Here is a 23,577-nt window from a genome sequence, read left to right on the forward strand (position 1 = left end):
CTATTATACACGATTAGACCTTTCTTCGATCAAAAAAGGACCCCTTAACGGGGCCCCTCTGTCTTCTGATTTTTAAAGTTTAGTACCAACCATTGCTTTGAAAATGGCTAATAGCATTGGCAACAGAACCATAACGGGCAGCAATATAAGCCTGCATAGCCTGTAATTGGACGGCATAATTACCTTGGTAATTTTGGCCAGGCACATAAGTTGCATAAGCCGCAGGAGACAATTGTCCAATACCATAGAATTGTCCGTTTTGTGCATTCACGTTTCCGCCTGATTCACGAGAAATCAACCAGTTAATGTCCCCAGAGGCCGAGGTCGACGTGCTTGCTGTTGTTGTTGCAGCTGCCGTGCTTGTTGATGAAGTTTGGGCAGCAGTTGAAGTGGCCACAGGCGTAGCTTGCGCTGCCTGAGTTGTCGTTGTAGACAACGAAGTCACTTGGCTTTGACTGTTGGATGTATCATCAGATGCACTGGCAGTGTCATCATCAGATGAAGCAACAGTCTGGCTAGCTGCTGTATTTTCCAAGCTCTTGAGATTATCAACAGATGAAACGGCAGTAGAAACCTTCTTGGTGTTGACTGAGTCAGTCACCTTGACCGCTTGGTCAGAGGTTGATTTTCCTTTATTAAATTGTGTGTTGGCGGCAGTCAGTGCTAAACCGGCTACGGCCATACTTGTAAGTAAAACTTTATTAAACATCATGGTTATTATTTTCCCCAATCAATATTACAAGAATATTAAAACAGACAACGCTTCCGTAACGTTCGTTAGGAAAATATACAAACACAGTACGTTTTGTATAAGAAATACTCGATGTCGAGAAATTTGCGTTTATCTAAGTGTCATTTCTTTCGATTTAGCCACCAGTAAAGTGGCAAACCAGCTAGAACTATGATAACCGAAATTCCGATTCCATGCAAATCGTTAATAATTTCAGAAATCTCAACGTAAAGTGAACCCAAGATAGCCACAATGGGGATAACTGGGTACAACGGCATTGAGAAAGTTCTTTTTAGCCCATTTGGATCTTGTCGACGCAACTTAAAGGCACCAATAAAGACCAAAATATAGAACAAGAAAGTCACAAAGATCGCGTAATCCGATAATTGATCAGGGTCTGTCAAGGCCATCATCAGGTAGGCGATGGCAACCATTAACCAAATTGCGGCATTCGGCGTCTTGGACTTGTGGTTGATTTTAGCAAAAGTTTTAGCGAAAGGAAAGTCTCCTTTTTTTGCCATTACATACAAAATCCGTGGAAACGAGACCACTTTCCCGTTTAAAGTACCAATCAATGAAACTAAAACAGCGACTGAAAGGACACGGCCACCCCAGTAACCAAAGGCATTCGTAGCCATCTTCAATGTGGTATTTTCACCAAGAGAAACAATTTCATTAGCAGTTAATGACCGATAAGCCCCATAAGAAATGCCCATATAAGCAACAATTACAATCAAGATGCCAGTAATGATTGCCCTTGGCAAAACCTTTTGCGGGTTTCTGATTTCACCAGAAATATTTGCTAACGTCACCCAGCCATCATAGGCAAAAAGAGTAGCCAAAACGGCAACCCCAAAACCACCGGCACTTGAATGCGACATGGTTGTTACCATTTGGCCCAATGCATCATGCTTACCAAAGAAAAGGCCAAAAATAATCAAGGCGACAATCGGCAACATCTTAATCACAGTTGTTAAGACCTGGAAGCCAGCGGAAAAATGATTTGGAATCGAGTTTAACAAACCAACCAAAGCGAGAACCACCATTCCGACAGGGAATGACCACATACTTTTTAAACCAAAGAGAGAAACAAATAAAACGCCAAAGTAAGCAGAAATTGCCCCCATCATCGCTGGGCCATAGAAAATCACCTGCATCCAACCAGCCAAATAGCCGATTGTTTTGCCATATAGGTGGGTCAAATAAGAGTAAATGCCACCAGTTTCTGCCATTTGTGAACCGACCTCGGCTACCGTCATGCCGGCAGTCAAGGTTAGAATTCCTCCCGCCAACCAAGCCCAAAGGGCAGTATTTGTGTCTCCTGCTGTTTGCAGGACGGATCCCTGCTTAAAGAAAATTCCAGAACCAATAATGGTTCCGATAACTAATGCTAACGATGACCAGAGGCCAAATCCTCTGTTCAACTTTTCTTCTTCTGCCATTAGTGGCCCTCCAATTTAGACGAAAATCAAACATTACTATTCTAGCATATCTTCGGACATTATAACTATATTTCCTCATAATCAATTTTATATAATGAAAAATACGAACATTATCGACTTTTTATCAAATTTCATTGCTTTATATTTATCAAAATTGAAAAAAGATACCATAATATTCTAACGAAGCACCATCTAAAAGGCAAGAAAAAAAGGACCTTGCGGTCCAATTTCATGCTAATTTTAAAGTTCTTGCTTCAAGTCTGCTGGTTCGAAGAGGTGCAAAACCTTGACGAAAATAAATTGAGTTAACAAACCAACCACGACAGGAATAACTACCCAGGCCAATAGAGCAACAATTGGTGAAATAAAGTTATTCATGACTGAACTTGGTACAGCAGCATCCTTAATCATTGACTGCAATGGTGAAACCAAACCAATATAACCGAAACCAGCCGTTGTTGGCGTTCCTTGGATATTAAAGATTGCCACTGCGATACTTGATAATGCACCAGCAAACATGAAGGACAAAATCATCACAGGCTTCTTAAAGATTGACGGCATCATGCCCTTCATCGCTCCCAAGAAGATAGCAACCGTTGTTCCCTTCTTATTCACCTTCCATGAATTCAAAAGTAAGACAATCGTTGTCGCAACGACACCCATGGCTGCCGCACCAGAAGCCATCCCATGCAAATTAATGGCCAAGGCAATTCCAACCGTTGAAATTGGTGTGATGATAATGACAGCGAAAGCCATTCCAATCAAGATTGCCATTGGTAATGGGGCTAACTTAGTGAAGACTTCCACCATATCCCCAATCCAAGTCGTAATGCGAGCGACATAAGGCGCAATCACCTTTCCAAACAAGCCAACGCCACCAGCAACGATAATTGGTGACAAGATAATCGCTACTGAGCCAAAGCCAGCTAAATATCGGTCAACTAGCCAAATAGCCAAAACGGCTAAACCAGCTACCAACATCGCATTGATCACATCACCGGCGCCGTTAGCAACAAAGAGCCGGGTTGGAACAGCTAATGTCTTACCAGAAACGGGATGTACCGTGCCAGCTTTAACCATTGCCCATTGGATTGAGTTGGAAGCAGCAACTGTCGCCAGTGCCACAACACCCGTGTCAAGCGCCTTCATCTTGAAGTTCATCGCCACAGCCATTCCGATTAGGAATGGAATCATTGATGTAAAAAGTGTCAAAATGGCTGAGTAATCAGCCCCAAGAGTTGTTTTACCCAAACCGGAAAATTGAATGATGTACTTCATCACGGCTGATGGTAACACACCAATTAAAATTCCTTGCGCGGATCCGGAAAGAACCTTAAAGAAAAAATCCTTCACGCCCAATGGCGTTTTACCGGAAAATTGTTCTGCTGTTGTCATATTTTTCCTCCGCTTCACGTCTCATAATTGTGAAGTTTTTATATTGCATAAAATAGTATAACAGGTCTTTTTTAAATTGTGAAGTCCATTACAGATATTTTTGTGCTGGTTGTCCTAATTTAATAGACTTCCACTTGTTTATAATCATTATTATTTCACTTATAAATCACTAAAACTTAACGTGAAATTCATAACTAGATTATTATAGTTCGTAATTTATTGTTTTTTTATATCAAAAAAGCTAAAACCATTCCTGGTTTTAGCTAAAATCATTAATATTCTAACGCGTTGTCTGGTTTTTCATCATTAGCAAAGGCTAATGCAGCATTCATTGATTGGTAAATCATCTCGTGTATTGCCTTTGTTGTATAAAAGGCAACGTGTGGCGTGATTAAAACATTGTCACGAGCGATCAAGTCAGCCAACTTTGCATCAGGTAGCTTTTCATGCGACCAATCATGCTCAAAGATACCTACCTCCCCCTCGTAGACATCCAAGGCCAAAGCAGAAATCTTACCAGAGTCCAAAGCAGCAATCGCAGCATCTGTATCGATTAAGTTTCCCCGTGATGTATTGACGATCACAACGCCATCCTTCATCTTCGCAAGGCTTTCCTCATCAACTAAGTGAACGTTTTCAGGAACACCTGGTACGTGTAATGAAATGGCATCGGCTTGAGCAAAAAGTTCATCCAAAGTATCAACGTACAATCCTTCTTCTTGTAATTCCTTATTAGGGAACTTATCGTAAGCAATTACCTTAGAGCCGAAGCCCTTCAAGATATTAATTGCCTTACGACCAATGTTACCAGTACCGATAACACCAACAGTTTGCATCCGCATTTCACGACCAATAGTTGGTGCCCAACGCAAATCATGCTTAGCAACCTTTGCATCCATTGGCTTCGTCCGGCGCAGCAAACGAGACAATTGAATCATCGCGTGTTCTGCAATGGCATTTGGTGAATAAATGGGAACGTTTGAAAGGTTAAAGCCTAAATGCTTGGCCGCTACAAAATCAATTGTTTCCGTTCCAACATTGCGTAAGGACAGGTTCTTGATACCCAAATCAGCCAATCCTTCTAAGACATCTGCCCCATAAGGGTCGAGCTGTAAAGTGACAACAGAAGTGGCTCCCTTAGCTAAAGCAACTGTATCAGCGGTCAAGACTTCATTCGTGTAATCAACCTCAACAGTGGGATTTTCTTCTTGCCAGCTTTTCAAAGCCGGTACTTCGTCATCACGAACTCCATAAGCAAAAACTTTCATTTCGACCTCCATTAATCGAGTTATTTATCGCTAAAAGTATAATACGCTCTTTTGATTAAAAGGTCAATTAAATTGTCCAATTATAAAATCGTAATTTTTTTCTTAACACCGCTTACCAATAGAAACTTAAGATGAATAACTAATCGCTTCTATTAATTTTTTAATTAACTAAAGCAACCAGCAAAGAAAAAAAGCTAGGAACAACTAGTCCTAGCTTCTTATAAATCGATTAAAACTTAACAGCGATCGCTGGTGTTTCACCCTTAGCAAAAGCAACAGCAGCATCAAATGATTGGTGAACCATTTCATCGACAGCCTTAGTAGTATAAAAGGCGATGTGTGGCGTAACCAAGACATTATCACGAGCAATCAAGTCCGCAATCTTTGGATCAGGGAATTCCTTACCTGACCAGTCTTCGTTGAACAAGCCAACTTCGTTTTCATAAACATCCATGGCAAAGTCAGAAACCTTACCTGAGTTCAAACCGTCGATAACGGCATCGATATCCATCAAGTTTCCACGAGAAACGTTAACCAAGACAACGCCGTCCTTCATCTTAGCGATGCTATCCTTGTTGATCAAGTGATGGTTTTCAGGAACACCAGGAACATACAATGAAATGGCATCGGCTTGTGCATACAAGTCATCCAATGAATCAACGTACAATCCTTCTTCTTGTAATTCCTTATTAGGGAACTTATCGTAAGCAATTACCTTAGCACCGAAGCCCTTCAGGATATTAATTGCCTTACGACCAATGTTACCAGTACCGATAACACCAACAGTTTGCATCCGCATTTCACGACCAATAGTTGGTGCCCAGCGCAAATCATGCTTAGCAACCTTTGCATCCATTGGCTTTGTACGACGAAGCAAACGAGACAACTGAATCATTGAGTGCTCTGCGATAGCATTTGGTGAATAAACTGGCACGTTTGATACGTTGAAGCCCAATTCCTTGGCAGCATCGAAATCAACGTTGTCAGTGCCGACGTTACGCAAAGACAAGTTCTTTACTCCAACTTCAGCCAAAGCCGTCAAAGTTTCCTTTGTATAATCCAACTGTTGGTAAACAACAGCTGAATCAGATCCCTTAGCCAATTGAGCAGTTTCAGGCGTCAATAATTCCTGAGTGTAACCAACCGTTACATCTGGGTTTTTCTTTTCCCAATCTTCCAAAGCTGGCTTTTCATCATCACGAATGCCATAAGCAAAAACTTTCATTTTCGTCCTCCAAATTAACTTTCTAACAATATTATACACTAAAATTAGTCAAAAAATCTGGTTAAATTACTTATTTTTTCAAAGTAATTGGCTTTTCACCGGCCTTTTCCATGATTCCATCAATCAAACCATATTCTAAAGTCTCTTCAGCAGACATCCAAAAGTCGCGTTCCGTATCATGAGCAATTTCAGCCAGACTTTTACCAGAACCATCAGCCAAGATTTTGTTCAACTTGTTCCGAGTCTTAGTCAGTTGGTCAGCAATAATGGCCATGTCGGTTTGCTGGGTACCACCGGCAGCCCCACCCATTGGTTGATGAATCAGGTATTCAGCATTTGGCAACATAAAACGGTGTCCCTTTTCACCGGATGCAGCAATGATTGTTCCCATTGAAGCAGCCAAGCCCATGACAATCGTGGTCACCGGAGCCTTAATGAAGTTCATCGTATCTGTAATCGACAAACCAGCGGTCACAGACCCACCTGGAGAGTTGATGTACATTGCAATTTCCTTTTCAGGATCTTGAGCTTCCAAGAAAAGTAGCTGGGCAACAATTGACGTTGCCATACTATCCTCAACCTCACCTTGAACCAAAATAATGCGATCCTTCAATAAACGGGAAGGCAAGTCATATGACTCACGCCCATTTGCGGTTTGTTCTATTACTCCTGGCCACATAGCAATACTCCTTTTTGCTGTTCTTAAAATATTATTGTAACGTACTTTATCAAGAAACTAAAATCAAAACGAACGATTTCAAATTAAACATTATCTAAATCAAAATCCCCACCAGATTGGATTAAATCAGCTAATTTCGCTAACTTGCGCATGCGATGGTTGGCTCCTGATTTTGAGATTTCCAGAAGAGCACCAATTTCAGCCAATGAACCATCAGGATGATCTAGTCTGGCTCTGGCAAAATCAGCTAATTTGGCAGGCAACTCATCCAAGTCACCAATCTCCTTTTGGATTATCAAGATAGCTTGAACTTGACTATTAGCAGCAACAGCGGTCCGTTGCATATTGGCAACGTCGGCATTATTCATTCGATTAACCGAATTGCGAGTGTCACGGGCAATGCGAATATCAGCAAAATGCAGCATCGTGTGAACCGCGCCAATTAGTTTTAAAAAGTCAACAATTTTTTCAGCCCGCTTCATATAAACAATGTAACCGGAATGCCGCGGGGTTACCTTGACTTGAAGAGTAAAATTTGTCATCAAGGCCACTAGCTGCTCAGCTAATTCTTCATGGCCAGTGTAGATTTCCAAATGGTAATTCGCCTTCTCGGGTGAGTTAACCGACCCAGAAGCCAAAAAAGCCCCGCGCAAAAAAGCTTGTTGCTTTTTTGAACTGTCCAATAGCCAGGCCGGTACCTCCTGGTTAATCCCCAATGGATCCACACCAAGCTCTTTTAGAATTTGGTCCACCTGACTTTGCAAAACAACCAAAAGTTTTTTTCGATCCGATAGGGCAGCCCGTTGATTAACCTGAACTTCCACCACCGCCGTTGGGTAAATTTGCTTAATCAAGGTGTAAATCCGGCGCGCAATCGCCGGATTTTCTGTTTGAACTCGGATTTCTTGGTTCATCCCCAAAGTCGAAACACCATTCATCTGCAACAAGGCAGCTAATTCTGACTTGGCAGCGTCATCTGAAACCATTCGACCGGTTAATTCTTTTTTCACTTCTGCTGCGTAAGACATCTTACTCCTTTGTTAGTGAAACCAATACGTCGGCCACTTTGTCCCCATCATGAAAGGCACCAGCATCACGCAAAGCCAAAAAATCCTTGGAGATACTTTGGGCACCCTCTTGTCGAATTTTGTCCGGGTCTTGGACAACTTGCTTTGAAATTTCACCCCACTTTTGGTAGTCAACAAAATCTGCTGGCACCTCTTGATTATTGGTTAAAACAAAATCAACCAGATTTTGCCCTAAATGACGGTTGAGAACAGCCAAATGTTCAGCGTCGGTGTAAGAATCCGTTTCCCCTTTTTGGGTCATAATATTAGCAATATAGACCTGCTTAGCACTGGTCGCTTGCAACGCCTCTTTAATCCCGGGAACAACAATGTTAGGCAAAATTGACGTAAAGAGTGATCCTGGCCCAAAGACAATTAAATCAGCTGCTAGAATAGCTTCAATTGCCTCAGGACAAGCTACTATTTCTTTTTCTGCTTGGCTTGGCTCTACCCAGACATGATTTAAAGCCTGGTGAGCAGCAGTTATGGCAGCCTCGCCCTCCAAAAACTGACCATTTTTTGTCTGAGCATGTAAAATTAATGGCTGCTTCGCAACAGGGTAGACATGACCCTTAATTTTCAAGTAATGAGCCAAACGGGCAATAGCGACCGAAATATCGCCAGTCATTTCTGTTAAAGCGGCAATCAAGAGGTTGCCAACTGCATGTTTTGCCAAAAAAGCATCATTTGTTTTAAAGCGATACTGAAAAAGGTCTAGTAATTCCTGATCACCGGATGACATGGCGACTAAGATATTGCGGATATCCCCAGGTGGAATAATGTTGACATAATCACGCAATAAGCCAGAAGACCCACCATCATCAGCAACCGTTACAATTGCCGTCAAATCAACATCATGCTGGATTAATGGGCGAATAATCACGGGCAAACCCGAACCCCCACCAATCATCACAATTTTTGCAGTCATCTTTCGATCCTCTCTGGTGCTTATACTAAGAGTATTTTACCATTTTTATGGGTTCGTAATGAAAGGGAAAATCAGAAATTTCTAAACAAAATCGGTAGTTTCATCAATTTCGCCTCCCAACAATTGACCGTTTTCTTGCATCGACCAATAGCCGTCATTAGTCACAATAAAAGCATCAAGGAGTGGCAAGCTTAAGTCCTGCCCTAGCTGATATAGTCGCTTAGTAAATTGCTTGTCTTGAACTGAAGGTCGTAAGTTCCCCGACGGATGGTTATGAGCAATGATAATGGCATAGGCATTGGCTAATAGGGCTCGTTGAAAAATTTCGCGCGGTGAAGCAGCCACCTCAGTCAGGGTACCGACAAAGACGACTTCCCAACCAATTACGTCTAATTGTGTATTCAAAAGGGCCAAAAAAAGTTGTTCTTGCTTTAAGGGGCCTAACTTTTCCTTTGCAAAAGCGCCAACCATGTTGGAATGTCGGGCAGAAAGTAAGATTGGTCTTCGTTCCGACAAAAAAGCCACACCTAAGTGCATCGCAATTAACAACGCCCGGTTCGGTCCAGGATTTTCAGCGATAAAATCAGTCTTTGTCTCATAATCGAGTTCCCAAAAAAGATATTTTTCAGGAAAATACAGCTGAAAAATCTCACTATTCTTTTGGCCGTTCTCACCAATAGCCTCGTAAAAATTAAAAACCTGATTTTTCATCATATTGCAATTCTCCTTCAAGCAATCAGACGAAAAAACCAGGTTAAAATTATCAAAAAAGCAAAACGGCTCTAATCCTTAATGACCATTGGGCCATCACCGGCACCTTTCATGACCTTCATCGACAGATAAACAGCCAAAGCAATTAGGATGACATCAAAACGATAAGTCCACTGAATACCATTCAATGTTGCTGCAGACATATTCGTTGCACCCTTTTGGAAAATTGAAATAATCGAAGCAGCCAAGGCGATTCCAACAGCGGCTGAGTAATTGTTAACTGCTGAAAAAATCGAGTTACCAGCACTATGAAATGCTCGGTCGAGATGTGAAATGGCATTGGTCATATTGTTTCCAAACCAGAAACCACCACCTAACTGGGTAATCACAAAGGCAATCGTCATCGACCAAACGGTAAATGGTACCAAGACAATCCATACCATGCCGAGGACAATGAATCCTAGACCAATCGCATTCGGCAGTTTAGGACCAAAGCGATCATACAAGTTTCCAGAGATAATCGACATAATGGCAAAACCAATAGCACCAGGGAAAAGAGACAGACCCGCAACGCTTGAACTTTGCTTCAAAACTAACTGTAGCCCCATTGGAATTGCGTAGTTAAAGGTTAAGTTGACAACCTGAATTAAGACGGCCGCTAAGACCGCCTGGCGAAACATTGGCAGTGCAAACATCTTTGGTGAAAGTAGTGGTTCCGCTTCTTTTTGAGCATAGAAATAATATCCGAAGATACCAATTAACATCACTGCTAATGCCGTCAAGCTCAAAATATTGAAAAGACCATGACCAGACAAGCGGTCAACCGTGATTAAACCGCCAACAAAGAAGCAAGATAACAATAGCCAACCAATCAAATCAAAGCGGGCTTTCTTCAGCGGATCAATTTGCTGAATGGTGAACCAACCAACGATTAGGGCAAAGAGTTGGATTGGCAAAACCACCCAGAAAATCATGTGCCAACCGTAATAGGCCGTTAAGAAGCCACCAAAGGCTGGGCCCAAAGCCGGCGAAAAGGAAACAATTAAAGAGGCTAAACCAATCATCGTCCCCCGCCGGTTATCAGGAACCTGCTCAAAGACCACATTGTTCATTAGTGGTAGACCAACACCGGCACCAACTCCCTGCAACAGGCGGCCAAAAAGAATGAGGCCAAACTGGTTAGAGGTTGCATCAATGAAAATTCCAATCAATGACACAACCCCGGCCACCATAAACTGAGATCGGTTACTAAAGCGGGCCTTGAGCCAAGGCGACATAATGACAATCATGGATGTCAATAAAATCACCCCGGAGGTCAACCACTGGACCGTTGCTGAATCAACATGTAATTGTTTCATCAGGGCTGGGAAGGAAACGTTCAAAGCTGTTTCCAACATAATATCCGTAAACCCAAGTAAGGCAATCGCCAAAATACTCAAGATTAGTCGTGGGCTTAAGACTTTTTCTGGCATAATTTTCTCCTAACATCACTAATAAAATACAAAGAACCTGTAATCACAACAGTTTGCTGCAGATTTTCACTGAAGGCCTGGTCCAATGAATCATACCAAATCAGGTCCTGATTTGCTAAGTTCATCTGGTCTTTTTGTAGGCCAGGTCGGCCGGCAACGCCAGCAAATGTCACCAAAGCCAACGTAATCTGCGGGTCTTGTTCAAGTTCCAAGAAAGCTAAATCAACATTTTTATCGGCCAAAGATCCAATAATAACTGTCACAGGGCCTACCAGATTTTCCTTAATTGACCGATGCAAGGCCTGAATACCAGCCTGGTTATGGGCCCCATCTAAATAAATCTTTGGCTGAATTTGTTCAAAGCGTCCGGCCAAAAAAGTCCGATTCAAGCCTGCTTGAATCACTTCATCTTGCAAATCAGGTCGCCAAGTTTTCAGTGCTAACACTGCGGTCGCTGTATTGTCGGCTTGAAAGCTCCCCGGCAAAGCTGACTGGAAAGGCCCAACCTGCGCCACCAATACTGGACTGCCCATCTCTTGGGCTTGAGCTTCAATCACTTCTTTCGCTTCAGCTGTGACCCCTGGGCCAATCACCGTTTTTGCTCCCGGCTTGATAATTCCGGCTTTTTGACCAGCGATGGCTGCGATGGTGTCACCAAGCATTGCCTGGTGATCCAAAGCCACAGTCGTTATGACGGCAACCTTGGTTGTCTTTAAAATATTGGTCGAATCAAAACGGCCCCCAATCCCAACTTCAACTACAGCCAAATCCAGGTCTTGATCGGCAAAGTAGAGGAACATAATAGCCGTCACAACTTCAAATTCAGTTGGTGTCAGCTGACCCGCAGATGCCTGCTCTACTTGGTTAGTTGCTTTCTGAACTTGACCAGTATAAAAAATCAAATCAGCCGGTGTGATTAGTTCGCCATTGATTTGAAACCGTTCCCGAAAGTCAGTCATAAATGGCGACGTAAAAGTTCCAACACGCAGACCAGCTGCCTGAGCAACAGCAGTCACCATGGTTGCAACTGAACCCTTGCCATTCGTGCCAGTAATATGAATGGTTTCCGGCAGATGATCTTCGGGATGCTCCAAAGCCGTCATCAGGGCCTCTAAGCGGGTGAAGCTATCTTTTTTACCAGCTTTTGGCCGGCCATGAATATAGGCCAAGGCCTCTTCAATTCTCTGCACTAACGGTTCTCCCAACTATAGTTCTAATATCCATTATAACGAGATAAAGGCAAAAAAACTGCTTGATTATGATTTGAACCCCAAAATTAGGATATCTCATTGGATAGCCTTGAAGACGAACACCTGCTAGTCAATCAGTGTCAGTCTTTTTTGTTTGCTCTGCATGCGTTTGGTATTCTTGAAGAATCAGTTTGGCACCACTATCCTGATTGCACCAAAGATGATCACTAGTAATTTTTCCTTCTTTCTGATTATTTGGTCATAGAAAACCCCGAAATTTGTTTGTCAAAATTTCGGGGTTCATCACGATGACAGACGGTTTTACACTTTGTAAGCCATAAAACCGACCGATTTGTATTGTATCTATTTTAGTCTTTTTCGCGAACAGTAAAGTCACGACGGCGGCGATTGCCACCACCTTGATGTCCACCACGGTTATCGCGGTTTTCAGAATGTGAACGGTTCCCACCACGGTAGCCACCATTACCATTACGACGACCACCGCCATTCCCGCGATAGCCACCACCATTACCATTTGAACGGCGGTTACCACCACGGTAGCCACCACGACGTGATGATGAACCACCCTTGCGACGAGGCAAAGGACGTTCACGTGACAAAACAACTGGCGCGTTTTGCTTATCCAAACCAGCCACAGCAGCCAACAAACCAGCAGCCAATTGTTCAGCTGTGAATTGTGACGTCATTTGGTTAACTTGTTCTTGCAATTCAGCGGGGTTCAAACCTTTAATTGTTGCGGCTGCGGTATCAATGGCCCCGTTAATTCGACCAATCCGGGCTTCCTTCAATGTTGCTGGTTGCAATGGCGTCATACGCTTCTTCGTTAATTCTTCAACAGCACGCAAGTAATCCATTTCATTTGGTGCAACCAATGTTACTGAAACACCTTCGGCACCGGCACGACCAGTACGGCCAATACGGTGAACATATGATTCTGGATCTTGTGGAATATCAAAGTTATAAACGTGACTCACGTCCTTAACATCCAACCCACGAGCAGCAACATCGGTTGCAACCAAGAGGTTAATTTCATGGGCCTTAAATTGGTCCAAGACACGTGAACGCATTTGTTGTGTCAAATCACCGTGTAAACCAGCGGCACGGTATCCCCGGGCTTCCAATCCACGGGCCAATTCTTCTACTCGACGCTTTGTCCGACCAAAGACAATCCCCAAGAATGGTTCTTGAATATCGATTGTCCGAGTCAGGGCATCAAACTTTTCTTCGTGACGAACACGAATGAAGTATTGATCAACCAAATCAGTTGTCAATTGCTTAGCCTTGATTTGGATATATTCAGGATTAGTCATAAACTTCATCCCGATTCGCTTGATAGCTTCAGGCATTGTTGCCGAGAACAACAATGTCTGACGGTGGTCAGGAACTTGAGCGATGATGGCCTCAATGTCATCCAAAAAGCCCATGTTCAACATTTCATCGGCTTCATCCAAAACCAATGTCTTCACACCGAAAAGCTTGGCAGTCTTACGGTTAATATGGTCCAACAAACGACCCGGAGTTCCAACTAAAATTTGTGGATGGGACTTCAAGCCCTTAATTTGTGGGCGGATATCGGCACCACCGAAGACCACTTGAACGTTGACTGACTTGTCAGAACCAAGCTTCTTCAATTCTTCAGCAGTCTGGATTGCTAATTCTCGTGTCGGTGAGATGATCACGGCTTGGATGTTTTGATCATTCAAGTCGATGTTTTCCAAGATTGGCAAACCAAAAGCGGCTGTCTTACCAGTTCCTGTTTGGGCTTGACCGATAACATCCTTACCAGCTAAGGTCAAAGGAATTGTTTTTTCTTGGATGGGGGTTGCTTCAACGTAGCCGTGGGCTTCGATTGACTGCAAAATGGCTTGTGACAAGCCGAGTTCATTAAACTTCAAAATTATCTCCTTTTTGCGCACTGGGTCAGCGCGCCCTGACTCATTTCTGAGCCGTTTCCATCATAACGTGCCACCAGCACGTCAAAAATACGCCAAGCAGTTTATAGTCTAGCTGGGCTGACTAGTGTTTAGGAAGGAACCTTCGTTCCTGTTAACTTCTCATATAGGTCATGTGAGAGACCCTCAAAGCTGTGACCATGGTAATACTGATTTGCCAATAAAAGCACAGCGTCCTGGCTATTCTTGCCCAAAACAACGGACGGCTCAAAACCATTAAAAATCCCATGAGAGGTATAAATATTACCATAGCGGTAAAGACCTGAGACATAGTGAGCCGGCAAGTGCTGGACTAAAAGAGCCATTGGGTTTTGGAAGAAAGCACCATGGAAGAAGAGCCAATAAGCCCGGTAAAGCATCCCAGCTGACATTGCCAGGTTCCCAGTTCCAGTCTCTCGCTCATTTTCAACCTTAGTAACACCGGTTGGACTGGTGAGATCCTTTTGATAACCTAAGGCAGCCTGATGATCCTCTGCAAACCGTGTATAATCATCAATTCCGAGCTCGTACTGCTTGTTATAGTAGTCTTTAACCATTTTGTCAAAGGACTGACCCGAAATTTTCATTAAAATACCAGCCAACAATCGGTAATTAACCGGCTGATACGACCAACCAGCACCAGAACCAATCGCCACTCCGGTTTCCTGCGTATTATCGGCCGAGAACTGAGCATTATCTTGGTCAGAAGTAAAAGTCGTGGGTTGCAACTTTTGCTGCAAAGAAGAGGTCATCGTCAATAAGTCGCGAATCGAAATCTGATCAGCATTGGCAATGTTGGGGTAAAACTGACTCAAGTGGTCATCATAGGAAAGCTTCTTTTCAGAAACTGCCTGACCGACTAAAACAGCTGTCAAAAATTTAGCGGAAGAAGCAATATGATAAACCGTTTGGGCACTGTTGGGCATCTGCTGACTATAATTAGCAAATCCATAACCCTGGTTTAAAATAATTTTGCCATCCTTAATGACTAAGGCTGTTCCAGTAAAATCTGCACTCTTTAATTTCTGGTCAATTGCTTGAGCAGTCTGATTTTGCGGACCAATGTCTTTTTTTAAATTTTTAACATTATCGGCCGAAAATATTTTTTGTTTAGACAAAATCGCTTGTGGACTAGCCTTAGTTAACTTTGCTAAACCAATTGCTCCCCCAATAAAAAGAATAATCAAGGTAATCGTTGACAAAGCTAGCCAATGATCCCGATACCAGAGTGTTTTTACTTTTTCTGGAAAAAGATCAACCCGTTTAAGCATGGCTTCCACCCTGCTTGCCTTGATCAGCAACCAAATAGTCCACCACCTTTTCCAAGTGGATGCCATGACTGGCCTTCAAGAAGACACAATCATTGGCACTAAGGTTTTTTGTCAAATCAGTCATGAGTGCTGCCAACTGGTCCGTTTGATATAAGTGAACCTGCTCAGATAACAACGTTTCCTGCAACGCTGTTCCTAGGTTTTCCACCATCAAAGGGCCAACCAGGTAAACGGCTTTTGGTTGTGCCTGCAAGACGGCTTCCTTTAAGTCAGCGTGGAGAGCCGGTGCCGCTTCACCAAGTTCAAGCATATCGCCAAGAACTAAGACTAAATTTTCAGTATGATCCTTTGCCAACGCTGTCAAAACTTCTTTGGTGGCCGTTGGATTGGCGTTATAAACATCCGAAATGACCATTGCCCCATTAGCTGCTGTCAGTAACTGGGTGCGGTTTTTCGTTAACGCAAAATTTTTCAAGGCTAAAGCAATCGTTTGGAGGTCCAAACCAAAAGCTTGGCCAACACGAATTGCCGCCAAGGCATTCCTAACATTATAACGGCCCAGGAGCGGAATTGCAAATTCTTGACCCTGATCACTAAATTTTGTCTCCTGTAACGTCTCGACACAGTCATTTGGTTCCGGCCCAAAACTAACCGTCTTGGCTGGCAACCCTTTGGCATCCTGCAAGAGTGGCTCATCTGTTGGAATCAACAATTCCCCATTCGGCTTTAGGCCAGCAATAATTTCCAACTTGGCCTTGGCAATGTTAGCTCGTGTCTTAAAGAATTGAAGATGAGCCTCACCAATCATGGTAATGACGGCCAAATCAGGTTGAGCCAATGTTGACAAAGCCGTCAACTGACCCGGGCGGTCCATGCCCATCTCCAAGACCAAAACCTCAGTTGTCTCTGGCATCGTCAAAATGGTCACCGGCAGACCAATTTCATTATTAAAATTAGCCGGCGTCTTAAAGGTTTGATACTTCGTAGCTAAAATCGCAGCAACCATGTCCTTGGTGGTCGTTTTTCCATTCGAACCAGTAATGGCAACGACCTTTGGCTGGACCGTTTGCAAGTAAAATTTAGCTAATGCCTGCAGGCCCTCCAAGGTATCGTCAACCACTACCGCTGGTACAGTCCCATCAATAACATGTTGTGTCTGTGCTAGAACACCGGTGGCACCTTTTTTTAATGCCTGGCCAATATAATCATGGCCATCTTGATCACCAACTAGGGCAACAAACAGGTCCCCGGCTTTGACCTGGCGGGAGTCGAAGGCAACACCCGTCACCATTTGATTGGCCGGTCCCTGTAGACTACCCTTAGTTGCTTGTGCGATTGTCTGTAATGAAAGGTTCATAGCAATTAATTTCCTTGTTTAGTAAAAATTTGGGTGGCGCTTAGTTTTATTTATAAACAACCATCTTCTGATATCAATGGTACGTAATCTTAATGCCTTATAAACAACCATCATCTGTTTTAAATAGCACTTAGTTTTCGTTCTTTTGTAAAACGGTAATCGTCTCAATATGGGCAGTTTGAGGAAATTGGTCCACCGGAACAACCGGCCCCTTAATCTCGTAACCCAAGTCTTGAAACAAGGCGACATCGCGGGCAGCAGTCACAGGGTTACAAGAAACGTAAACCACGCGCTCAGGACCCATTTCAGCAGTTTTTTCAATTAACTTTAGCGTCAACCCCCGTCGTGGTGGGTCAACAAAGACAACGTCTGGTTGAAACCCTTGCTTTTGCCAATCTTCAAACTGATCCGGGGCATCGCGCTCAATGTAACTGGCATTGTCAATCTGATTTAATGCCAAATTCTTCTTAGCATCCAGTACTGCTCCTGGTACAACCTCAACACCAATCACTTCCTTGACACGGTCGGCGACTGAAATTCCAATTGTTCCAATCCCCGCATAGGCATCAATGACGACATCCGTCGGCTTCAAATCAGCCAAGTCAGCTGCCTTTTGATACAGCTTTTCTGTCATTACCGGGTTAACTTGATAAAAGGAATTTGGGCCAATTAAGAACTTTTTCCCAAGCAATGTATCTTCAATGACCGCCTGACCAAAGAGAACACGGTTGTTGGCGCTTAATTGGACATAATCTTTTTTGGGTGCAAAGTTTAAGATTAGGGATGTCAAATCGGGCAAGGCAGCCACAATATCATCGACGAGTCCCGCCTCATCAGACAAGGCATCCTCATTGGTCACCAAAACCACCATTAACTGTTGGCTATAATAGCCTCGGCGAACCATCACATAACGAATGGCCCCCTTTTCTTGGTCCGGATCATAGGCAGAGATACCTCGTTTAGCAAGAATCTCACGGACGATGACAATCACTTGGTCTACCCTGGCATCATTGACATAGTAGTCTTCCATCGGTACCAAATGGTGGCTACCCCGTTGATAAAAGCCGGATAAAAGCTGCCCATCCTGCCACTTAAGGGGAACAACCGTTTTGTTGCGGTAGTAAGTTGGCGTTGTGTCCATCGTAATCGGATCAGCAACAGTCACTTGCAGACCAGCATCGTGAAAATTTTTTTGCACGATCTGTTGTTTAAATGCCTTTTGATTGGCATAGGCCCAGTTGACCAAGGGCGCCGTCCCGGCCTCAACCAAATATTGCCGGTCCTGATTTTTGCGTCCAGTACTCGCTTTAGCCCATGCCAAAATTTTTCCATAGGCGGAATACTTATCCACCTGGATAATTTCAATTTGAACTTCCTCACCAAGCATGGCATCAGCTAAATAAATCGGATACTCGGAAAAGCCAGCTAAAAAGGCCATCCCCATCCCATTTTGACGAATTTCTTTGATAGTGACCGTCAACTTTTCATGTAATTTAACAGGTACAATTGTCTTTGCCATCATGCCTCCAACACTCTGCTTGGTGCTAACTCACCACCAACAAATGCTTTTTCCACAAGCCAAGAAAAAACGCCCACCGAGGTGAGCGTTTTTATCCAACAACTTAGTCGTTGTTCTTGAAGCCGAAGTTAGCAAACTTCTTGTTAAACTTGTCAACCGCACCATCAGCTTGAGTAAACTTCTGCTTACCAGTGTAGAATGGGTGTGAATCTGAAGTGATTTCCATACGTACTGATGGATATTCTTGACCTTCAAAATCAGTAGTTGTGTCAGTTGCAACAACAGATGCTGACAAGAACTTCTTACCAGTTGCGGCATCAATAAAGACAACTGGACGGTAATCTGGATGGATTTCTTTTTTCATGAGTATCTCCTTAGCGCCCTGATTTTATTAAATCAGAGTCAGTTATTAACTTAACTATTTTATCACAGCGATATTATCCATGCAAGGTTAAGGCATCAAGTTAATTAAATCAACACCTTCAATTGTTAAATCAACGCCCAAAGAAGCTAATTTATCAGCCAAGCGGTCGTAACCTCGCAAAATATGAGTGGCGTTTTCAATCACGGTTTGACCATCGGCCATAATCCCGGCAATGACCAAGGCGGCGCCTGCACGAATCTCAGCCGCTTCCACCGTTGCGCCAACTAAACGTTCAGAATGGTTGACCTTGATTTCACCTGGGTTTAATGACGATAACTCTGCACCCATCCGTCGCAATTCGGCAATATGCTTATTACGCATTGGATAGATGGTCTCAGTAATCGTGCTTTCGCCTTCAGCTAAAAACAAAAGTGGTGTGATGGGTTGTTGCAAATCAGTCGCAAAACCAGGATATGGCATCGTCTTAATGGCAACAGGCTTCAAATCATGGCTTGGCCCAATAAAGACTGAATCCTCACCGATCTGCATATCAACACCCATTTCCAACAACTTTGAAGTGTAGGACTCCAAGTGTTCTGGAATGACGTTTTTGATGGTGACACCATCACCAAAGGCCGCAGCCATGGCCATGTACGTGCCCGCCTCAATCCGATCGGGAATCACTGTGTGGGTATTACGCGCTTCCAAGCGGTCAACACCTGTGATGCGAATCGTATCGGTTCCAGCGCCACGGATATTGGCCCCCATGTTGTTCAAGAAAGTCGCAATATCGATAATTTCCGGTTCCTTGGCCACGTTTTCAATAATCGTCTGCCCCTTAGCCCTTACGGCAGCCAAAATAATATTGATAGTAGCCCCAACAGAAACCGTATCAAGAGTTACCCGCGCCCCTGTCAAGCCGTGGGCAGTTGCGTCAAGGGTAATCACATCACCAACTTCAGTCACCGTTGCACCCAATGCTTCAAAGCCTTTAATGTGCTGATCGATTGGTCGTGATCCGAGGTTATCACCACCAGGAAAAGTCACCGTTGCTCGACCAAAGCGGCCCAGCAACGCTCCCATGAAGTAATAAGAGGCCCGCAATGATTTAATGGCCGTTGAAGGCAATTCAGATTCCGTGATTGTGGTTGGATCAATCGAAAGATCACCATTCGCGAAATTAGAACGAACGTTCATCGCAGCGAGAATATACTGTAAGTTTTTAACATCTAAAATTTGTGGAACGTTGTCAAAGTTGACCGGCGTGTCGGCCAGAATTGCAGCGGGAATCAATGCAACCGTTGAGTTCTTAGCTCCGCCAATGGTTACCGCACCTGAAATCTTGTGGCCACCGTTAATAATAATTTTTGCCATAAGGGCTATCCTACTTGTTTGTGGTTTTACCCTAATTATATCGTTTTTGTTACAACATGACAATCAAAATCAGCGGATTTCCGCACCTAATTCCGCTGTCAAAGTTGCCGTCATCTTTTCAAAGGCTGCTGTGACAACCGGTTCAACTAGGGTGTCAGTCTTGTCTTGATAAGTCAACTCATACGCCAACGACTTCTTCCCCACTGGCAGCCCCTGACCCGTATACAAGTCAAAGAAAGTAACATTTTGAAGGTAAGCCCCACCATTTGCTTTAATCACGTCAAAGACCTGCTGTTGGTCGATACTGTCATCAACCAAGACAGCCAAATCACGACTAATCTGTGGATACTTTGAAACAGGTTGATAAGCAACCGGTGCCTGTGAATGAGCAATGACTGCTTCCAGGTCAATTTCAAAGGCAAAGACTGCCGGCAACTTGGCATTCGCCAAAACAGCCGGATGAATTTGACCAACAAAGCCAAGGTAAGTTGAACCAAGATAAACATCTGCCGTCTGCCCCGGATGCATGGCTTCATGTTGTGAACTTTGTTCAAAGCGAACTGCATTTGAATCAAGGCCAATCGTTTGTAAATACACCTCTAGCCGACCCTTGATATCATAAAAATCAGCAGTCTCATCTTTTTCACCCGTTTGCCAGCTCGATTCAGCCACATTGCCGACCAAAACACCGGCTAAGTGCTCACGTTCTTCCGGCTGCACGTTTTCGCCTTGCGCCAAGAAAATTCGTCCCTGCTCGTAGAGGGCAATGTCCTTAATCGAGCGAGCCACGTTATAGGCCACGTCATCCAACAAACCAGACACAAGATTTTGTCGAATAGTCGTCCGATCCGATGACATTGGGTAGTCCAAGGCCACCACAGCCCGGTTTCGATCCAAATTAAAAGCTGTTGCTTTTTCAGGTGTTGTCAAGACATAGGAAATGGCCTGATCAAATCCGAGACTTTCCATAATTTCTCGACTAGCACGAATCTTCTTTTGTCGTGGTGTCAAATCACCAGGTGTACTTTGCCCTGCAACCAAAGCCGTTGGTAGGTTGTCATAACCGTAAAGACGGCCAACCTCTTCAATCAAATCAGCTGGAATCGTCAAATCCGTCCGGCGACCCGGAATGGTTACTGTGTACTGACCAGTTTTTTCATCGATTGGTAGCGCCAAGCGATTGAAAATAGCAGAAATTGTTGCCACTGACAAATCCGTTCCCAAAATTTGATTGATTCGATCCCGACCGATAGTAATCGTTTCTGGTGCCCGGTAAGCAAAGCCAAACTTGCTCAAACCAACAACAATCTTCCCCTTGGTCAACAAAGCCATTTCAGCAGACACTTGATCCAGAACTTCAAGGGTTTGATCCAAGTCAATTCCTCGTTCAAACCGGAAAGAAGACTCTGATCGTAGGTTATGACGGCGAGCACTTTGCCGCAAAAGACTTGGGTTAAACTGACCAGCTTCAACAACGACCTTCGTTGTATCAGCTGTCACTGCAACTGCTGGATTCGTGGCAATTCCTGCCAAAGACACAATTTGATCACCGGCCGCAACCACAATATCCTGGCCAGCACGGAGAGCCATCTTTTCTTCTTCGCCTTGAGGTAATGTTTCGCCCTCTTTTGCCAAGCGAACTTCCAACTGCATCGTTGCTAATTTATCCAAGTCATAAACATGCAAAGGTTGTCCCGTCAGCAAGAGCCAATAATTGGCCAAATCAGTAATCTTATTTTCTGGCTTGAAACCTGCATTCCACAGGCGACTTTGCAACCAGAGAGGTGATGGGCTGTTTTTAACTTGCCCCAAAACACGGACTGCATATCCCGTTGCCAAATCAGCGTTTCCGGCAACCGTCACCACGGCATTTGACTCTGATTGATCACTCAAGACAGTTGTCTGGGGTAGCATCACCTTTTGGTTAGTCATGGCAGCCAGTTCATAGGCCATCCCCCGCATCGACAAAAGGTCGGCCCGGTTCGGGGTTAAATCAGTATCAATTATCGGATCCTTGAGGCCCAAAACTGCGAGTGCATCATCTCCAGGCTTGACACCATCTTCTTCTGTGAAAACGTGAATGCCTTGCTCAAAGTCCAGTGGTGCTACAGCGTCGGCTACGCCAATTTCTTGCAAGGCAACCAACATGCCATATGAACTTTCACCACGGAGTTTTGCCTCTTTGATTGTCACCAAGTCGCCACTTTCACGGTCAATAATCTGAGCCCCGACACGGGCCAAAACAACTAACTGCCCCTCAGCCACGTTTGGTGCACCGGTCACGACCTGAATTGTTTCTTGACCATCAAAAACCTGTGTAATCACCATGTGATCAGAATCCGGATGTGGCACAACCGAATCAACTCGGACAACCACAAGACCGGACTGCTTAGCAGCAGCCGTTCCAACGGATTCCAATTCCACACTGGTCAATTCAATTTGCTGTGCCAAATCTAAGACAGCCTGTTCGCTCAAATCAAGTCCTGGCTGTAAGTATTCGTTTAACCATTTTAAGTTGGTCTTCATGATTAGTTTCCCCGCTTATTAAATTGATTCAAGACCCGGACGTCGTTTAAGTAGAATTGCCGAATGTCTTCCACGCCATACTTCAACATGGCAAAACGGTCAGGGCCTAAGCCAAAGGCAAAGGCTGAGTATTCTTCTGGATCAACACCATCCATCTTCAAAACGTTTGGATGGGTCATTCCGGCGCCCAAAACTTCAATCCAACGAATATCTTCTGGCTTGGTATCTTCCGTCACTTCGTTCCAAGAAACGTCAACTTCGACAGATGGTTCCGTAAACGGGAAGTACGATGGACGCAGACGAATTTGGTGCTTTTCACCAAAAAGTTCCTGCATAATTGACAACAATGTCCCCTTCAAATCAGCCATGGTAATATTCTTACCAACAACCAGACCTTCCACTTGGTGGAATTGATGTGAGTGCGTCGCATCATCGGTGTCACGGCGGTAAACCTTCCCCGGTGCAATCATCTTCAATGGTCCCTTAGAAAAGTCATGCTTTTCCAACGCCCGTGACTGCACGGGTGATGTCTGTGTCCGCAGTAAAATTTCTGGTGTCACATAAAAAGTATCCTGCATATCACGAGCTGGGTGATCCTTCGGCAGGTTTTCCCGTTCAAAGTTATACTCATCCGTTTCCACTTCGGGTGAATCGTTTGGGTCATCAATCACTTGGTAGCCCAATCCCAAGAAATGGCTTTCGATTTCATCCATAATCTGTTGCAACACATGCCGATTACCCAACTTGGGCTGTGTTCCCGGCAGTGTTACATCAAGCGTTTCCGCCTGCAACTTGGCATCCATTGCGGCTTTTTCTTGAATAGCCTTCATGGTTGCTAAGCTATCTTGGATTTGTTGGCGAACCTGATTACCGACCTGGCCGACAGCCTTCTTTTCTTCGATTGAAAGGTCCTTCATCGACTTCAAAACTGTCGTGATTTTTCCTTTTTTACCCAGGTAAGCCACCCGAACTTGCTCTAAGTCGGCTCCCGTTACTGCCAAATCGGCCTCAGCTTGCTTAGCAATTGCCTGTAATTCATCAATTAATGTCATTCATCTTCCTCTTTTTCCAAATAAAAAGTCCCTTATGTTGTTCGCACAACATAAG

General features: G+C 44.0%; 19 protein-coding genes. All 19 read right to left on the reverse strand.

Going from position 1 to position 23,577, the window contains the following annotated elements; translation table 11 throughout:
• Window positions 1-79: 79 nt before the first annotated feature.
• The 19 genes from ACSYSR_RS01615 to pheS all read right to left on the reverse strand — a co-directional run bounded on the left by ACSYSR_RS01615 (window position 80) and on the right by pheS (window position 23,522).
• Window positions 80-712, reverse strand: a complete 633-nt coding sequence (locus tag ACSYSR_RS01615) for an aggregation-promoting factor C-terminal-like domain-containing protein (RefSeq protein WP_489816316.1) — start codon at window positions 710-712, stop codon at window positions 80-82.
• A gap of 140 nt (window positions 713-852) precedes the next feature.
• Complete coding sequence (locus ACSYSR_RS01620) at window positions 853-2,172, reverse strand: APC family permease (protein ID WP_489816315.1); 1,320 nt, start codon at window positions 2,170-2,172, stop codon at window positions 853-855.
• Between the two features lie 240 nt (window positions 2,173-2,412).
• Entirely contained in the window at window positions 2,413-3,567 is a 1,155-nt protein-coding gene (locus tag ACSYSR_RS01625; RefSeq protein ID WP_252774263.1) for a PTS sugar transporter subunit IIC, read from the reverse strand.
• Between the two features lie 272 nt (window positions 3,568-3,839).
• Window positions 3,840-4,835 carry a D-2-hydroxyacid dehydrogenase gene (locus ACSYSR_RS01630; protein ID WP_489816314.1) on the reverse strand — a complete coding sequence of 332 codons (996 nt, stop codon included), beginning with the start codon at window positions 4,833-4,835 and terminating at the stop codon, window positions 3,840-3,842.
• A gap of 229 nt (window positions 4,836-5,064) precedes the next feature.
• Entirely contained in the window at window positions 5,065-6,060 is a 996-nt protein-coding gene (locus ACSYSR_RS01635) for a D-2-hydroxyacid dehydrogenase (protein ID WP_252774265.1), read from the reverse strand.
• A gap of 70 nt (window positions 6,061-6,130) precedes the next feature.
• Window positions 6,131-6,739 carry an ATP-dependent Clp protease proteolytic subunit gene (locus ACSYSR_RS01640; RefSeq protein ID WP_252774266.1) on the reverse strand — a complete coding sequence of 203 codons (609 nt, stop codon included), beginning with the start codon at window positions 6,737-6,739 and terminating at the stop codon, window positions 6,131-6,133.
• An 83-nt stretch (window positions 6,740-6,822) separates the two neighbouring features.
• Window positions 6,823-7,767 carry a DNA-binding protein WhiA gene (gene whiA / locus ACSYSR_RS01645; RefSeq protein ID WP_489816313.1) on the reverse strand — a complete coding sequence of 315 codons (945 nt, stop codon included), beginning with the start codon at window positions 7,765-7,767 and terminating at the stop codon, window positions 6,823-6,825.
• A 1-nt stretch (window position 7,768) separates the two neighbouring features.
• Window positions 7,769-8,734, reverse strand: a complete 966-nt coding sequence (locus ACSYSR_RS01650) for a gluconeogenesis factor YvcK family protein (protein ID WP_252774268.1) — start codon at window positions 8,732-8,734, stop codon at window positions 7,769-7,771.
• An 81-nt stretch (window positions 8,735-8,815) separates the two neighbouring features.
• Window positions 8,816-9,448 carry a JAB domain-containing protein gene (locus ACSYSR_RS01655; protein ID WP_489816312.1) on the reverse strand — a complete coding sequence of 211 codons (633 nt, stop codon included), beginning with the start codon at window positions 9,446-9,448 and terminating at the stop codon, window positions 8,816-8,818.
• Window positions 9,449-9,516: 68 nt separating this feature from the next.
• Window positions 9,517-10,917 carry an MFS transporter gene (locus ACSYSR_RS01660; protein WP_252774270.1) on the reverse strand — a complete coding sequence of 467 codons (1,401 nt, stop codon included), beginning with the start codon at window positions 10,915-10,917 and terminating at the stop codon, window positions 9,517-9,519.
• Window positions 10,899-12,107, reverse strand: a complete 1,209-nt coding sequence (locus ACSYSR_RS01665; RefSeq protein WP_489816311.1) for a bifunctional folylpolyglutamate synthase/dihydrofolate synthase — start codon at window positions 12,105-12,107, stop codon at window positions 10,899-10,901. The genes ACSYSR_RS01660 and ACSYSR_RS01665 overlap by 19 nt, the downstream gene beginning before the upstream one ends.
• A 368-nt stretch (window positions 12,108-12,475) precedes the next feature.
• Complete coding sequence (gene cshA / locus ACSYSR_RS01670) at window positions 12,476-14,023, reverse strand: degradosome RNA helicase CshA (protein ID WP_489816310.1); 1,548 nt, start codon at window positions 14,021-14,023, stop codon at window positions 12,476-12,478.
• 128 nt (window positions 14,024-14,151) lie between these two features.
• Window positions 14,152-15,330, reverse strand: a complete 1,179-nt coding sequence (locus tag ACSYSR_RS01675; protein ID WP_489816309.1) for a serine hydrolase domain-containing protein — start codon at window positions 15,328-15,330, stop codon at window positions 14,152-14,154.
• Entirely contained in the window at window positions 15,323-16,687 is a 1,365-nt protein-coding gene (locus tag ACSYSR_RS01680; RefSeq protein ID WP_489816308.1) for a UDP-N-acetylmuramoyl-tripeptide--D-alanyl-D-alanine ligase, read from the reverse strand. The genes ACSYSR_RS01675 and ACSYSR_RS01680 overlap by 8 nt, the downstream gene beginning before the upstream one ends.
• A 130-nt stretch (window positions 16,688-16,817) precedes the next feature.
• The gene (gene rlmD / locus ACSYSR_RS01685; protein ID WP_489816307.1) at window positions 16,818-18,206 is read right to left on the reverse strand and encodes a 23S rRNA (uracil(1939)-C(5))-methyltransferase RlmD; all 1,389 of its coding nucleotides are present in this window, start codon (window positions 18,204-18,206) and stop codon (window positions 16,818-16,820) included.
• 103 nt (window positions 18,207-18,309) lie between these two features.
• Entirely contained in the window at window positions 18,310-18,570 is a 261-nt protein-coding gene (locus ACSYSR_RS01690; RefSeq protein ID WP_047974287.1) for a type B 50S ribosomal protein L31, read from the reverse strand.
• An 87-nt stretch (window positions 18,571-18,657) separates the two neighbouring features.
• Entirely contained in the window at window positions 18,658-19,944 is a 1,287-nt protein-coding gene (gene murA / locus ACSYSR_RS01695) for a UDP-N-acetylglucosamine 1-carboxyvinyltransferase (protein ID WP_252774274.1), read from the reverse strand.
• A gap of 69 nt (window positions 19,945-20,013) precedes the next feature.
• Window positions 20,014-22,470, reverse strand: a complete 2,457-nt coding sequence (gene pheT / locus ACSYSR_RS01700) for a phenylalanine--tRNA ligase subunit beta (RefSeq protein WP_252774275.1) — start codon at window positions 22,468-22,470, stop codon at window positions 20,014-20,016.
• Between the two features lie 2 nt (window positions 22,471-22,472).
• Entirely contained in the window at window positions 22,473-23,522 is a 1,050-nt protein-coding gene (gene pheS / locus ACSYSR_RS01705; RefSeq protein WP_489816306.1) for a phenylalanine--tRNA ligase subunit alpha, read from the reverse strand.
• Window positions 23,523-23,577: the final 55 nt, after the last annotated feature.

This window comes from Fructobacillus sp. ESL1096 (assembly GCF_058511985.1).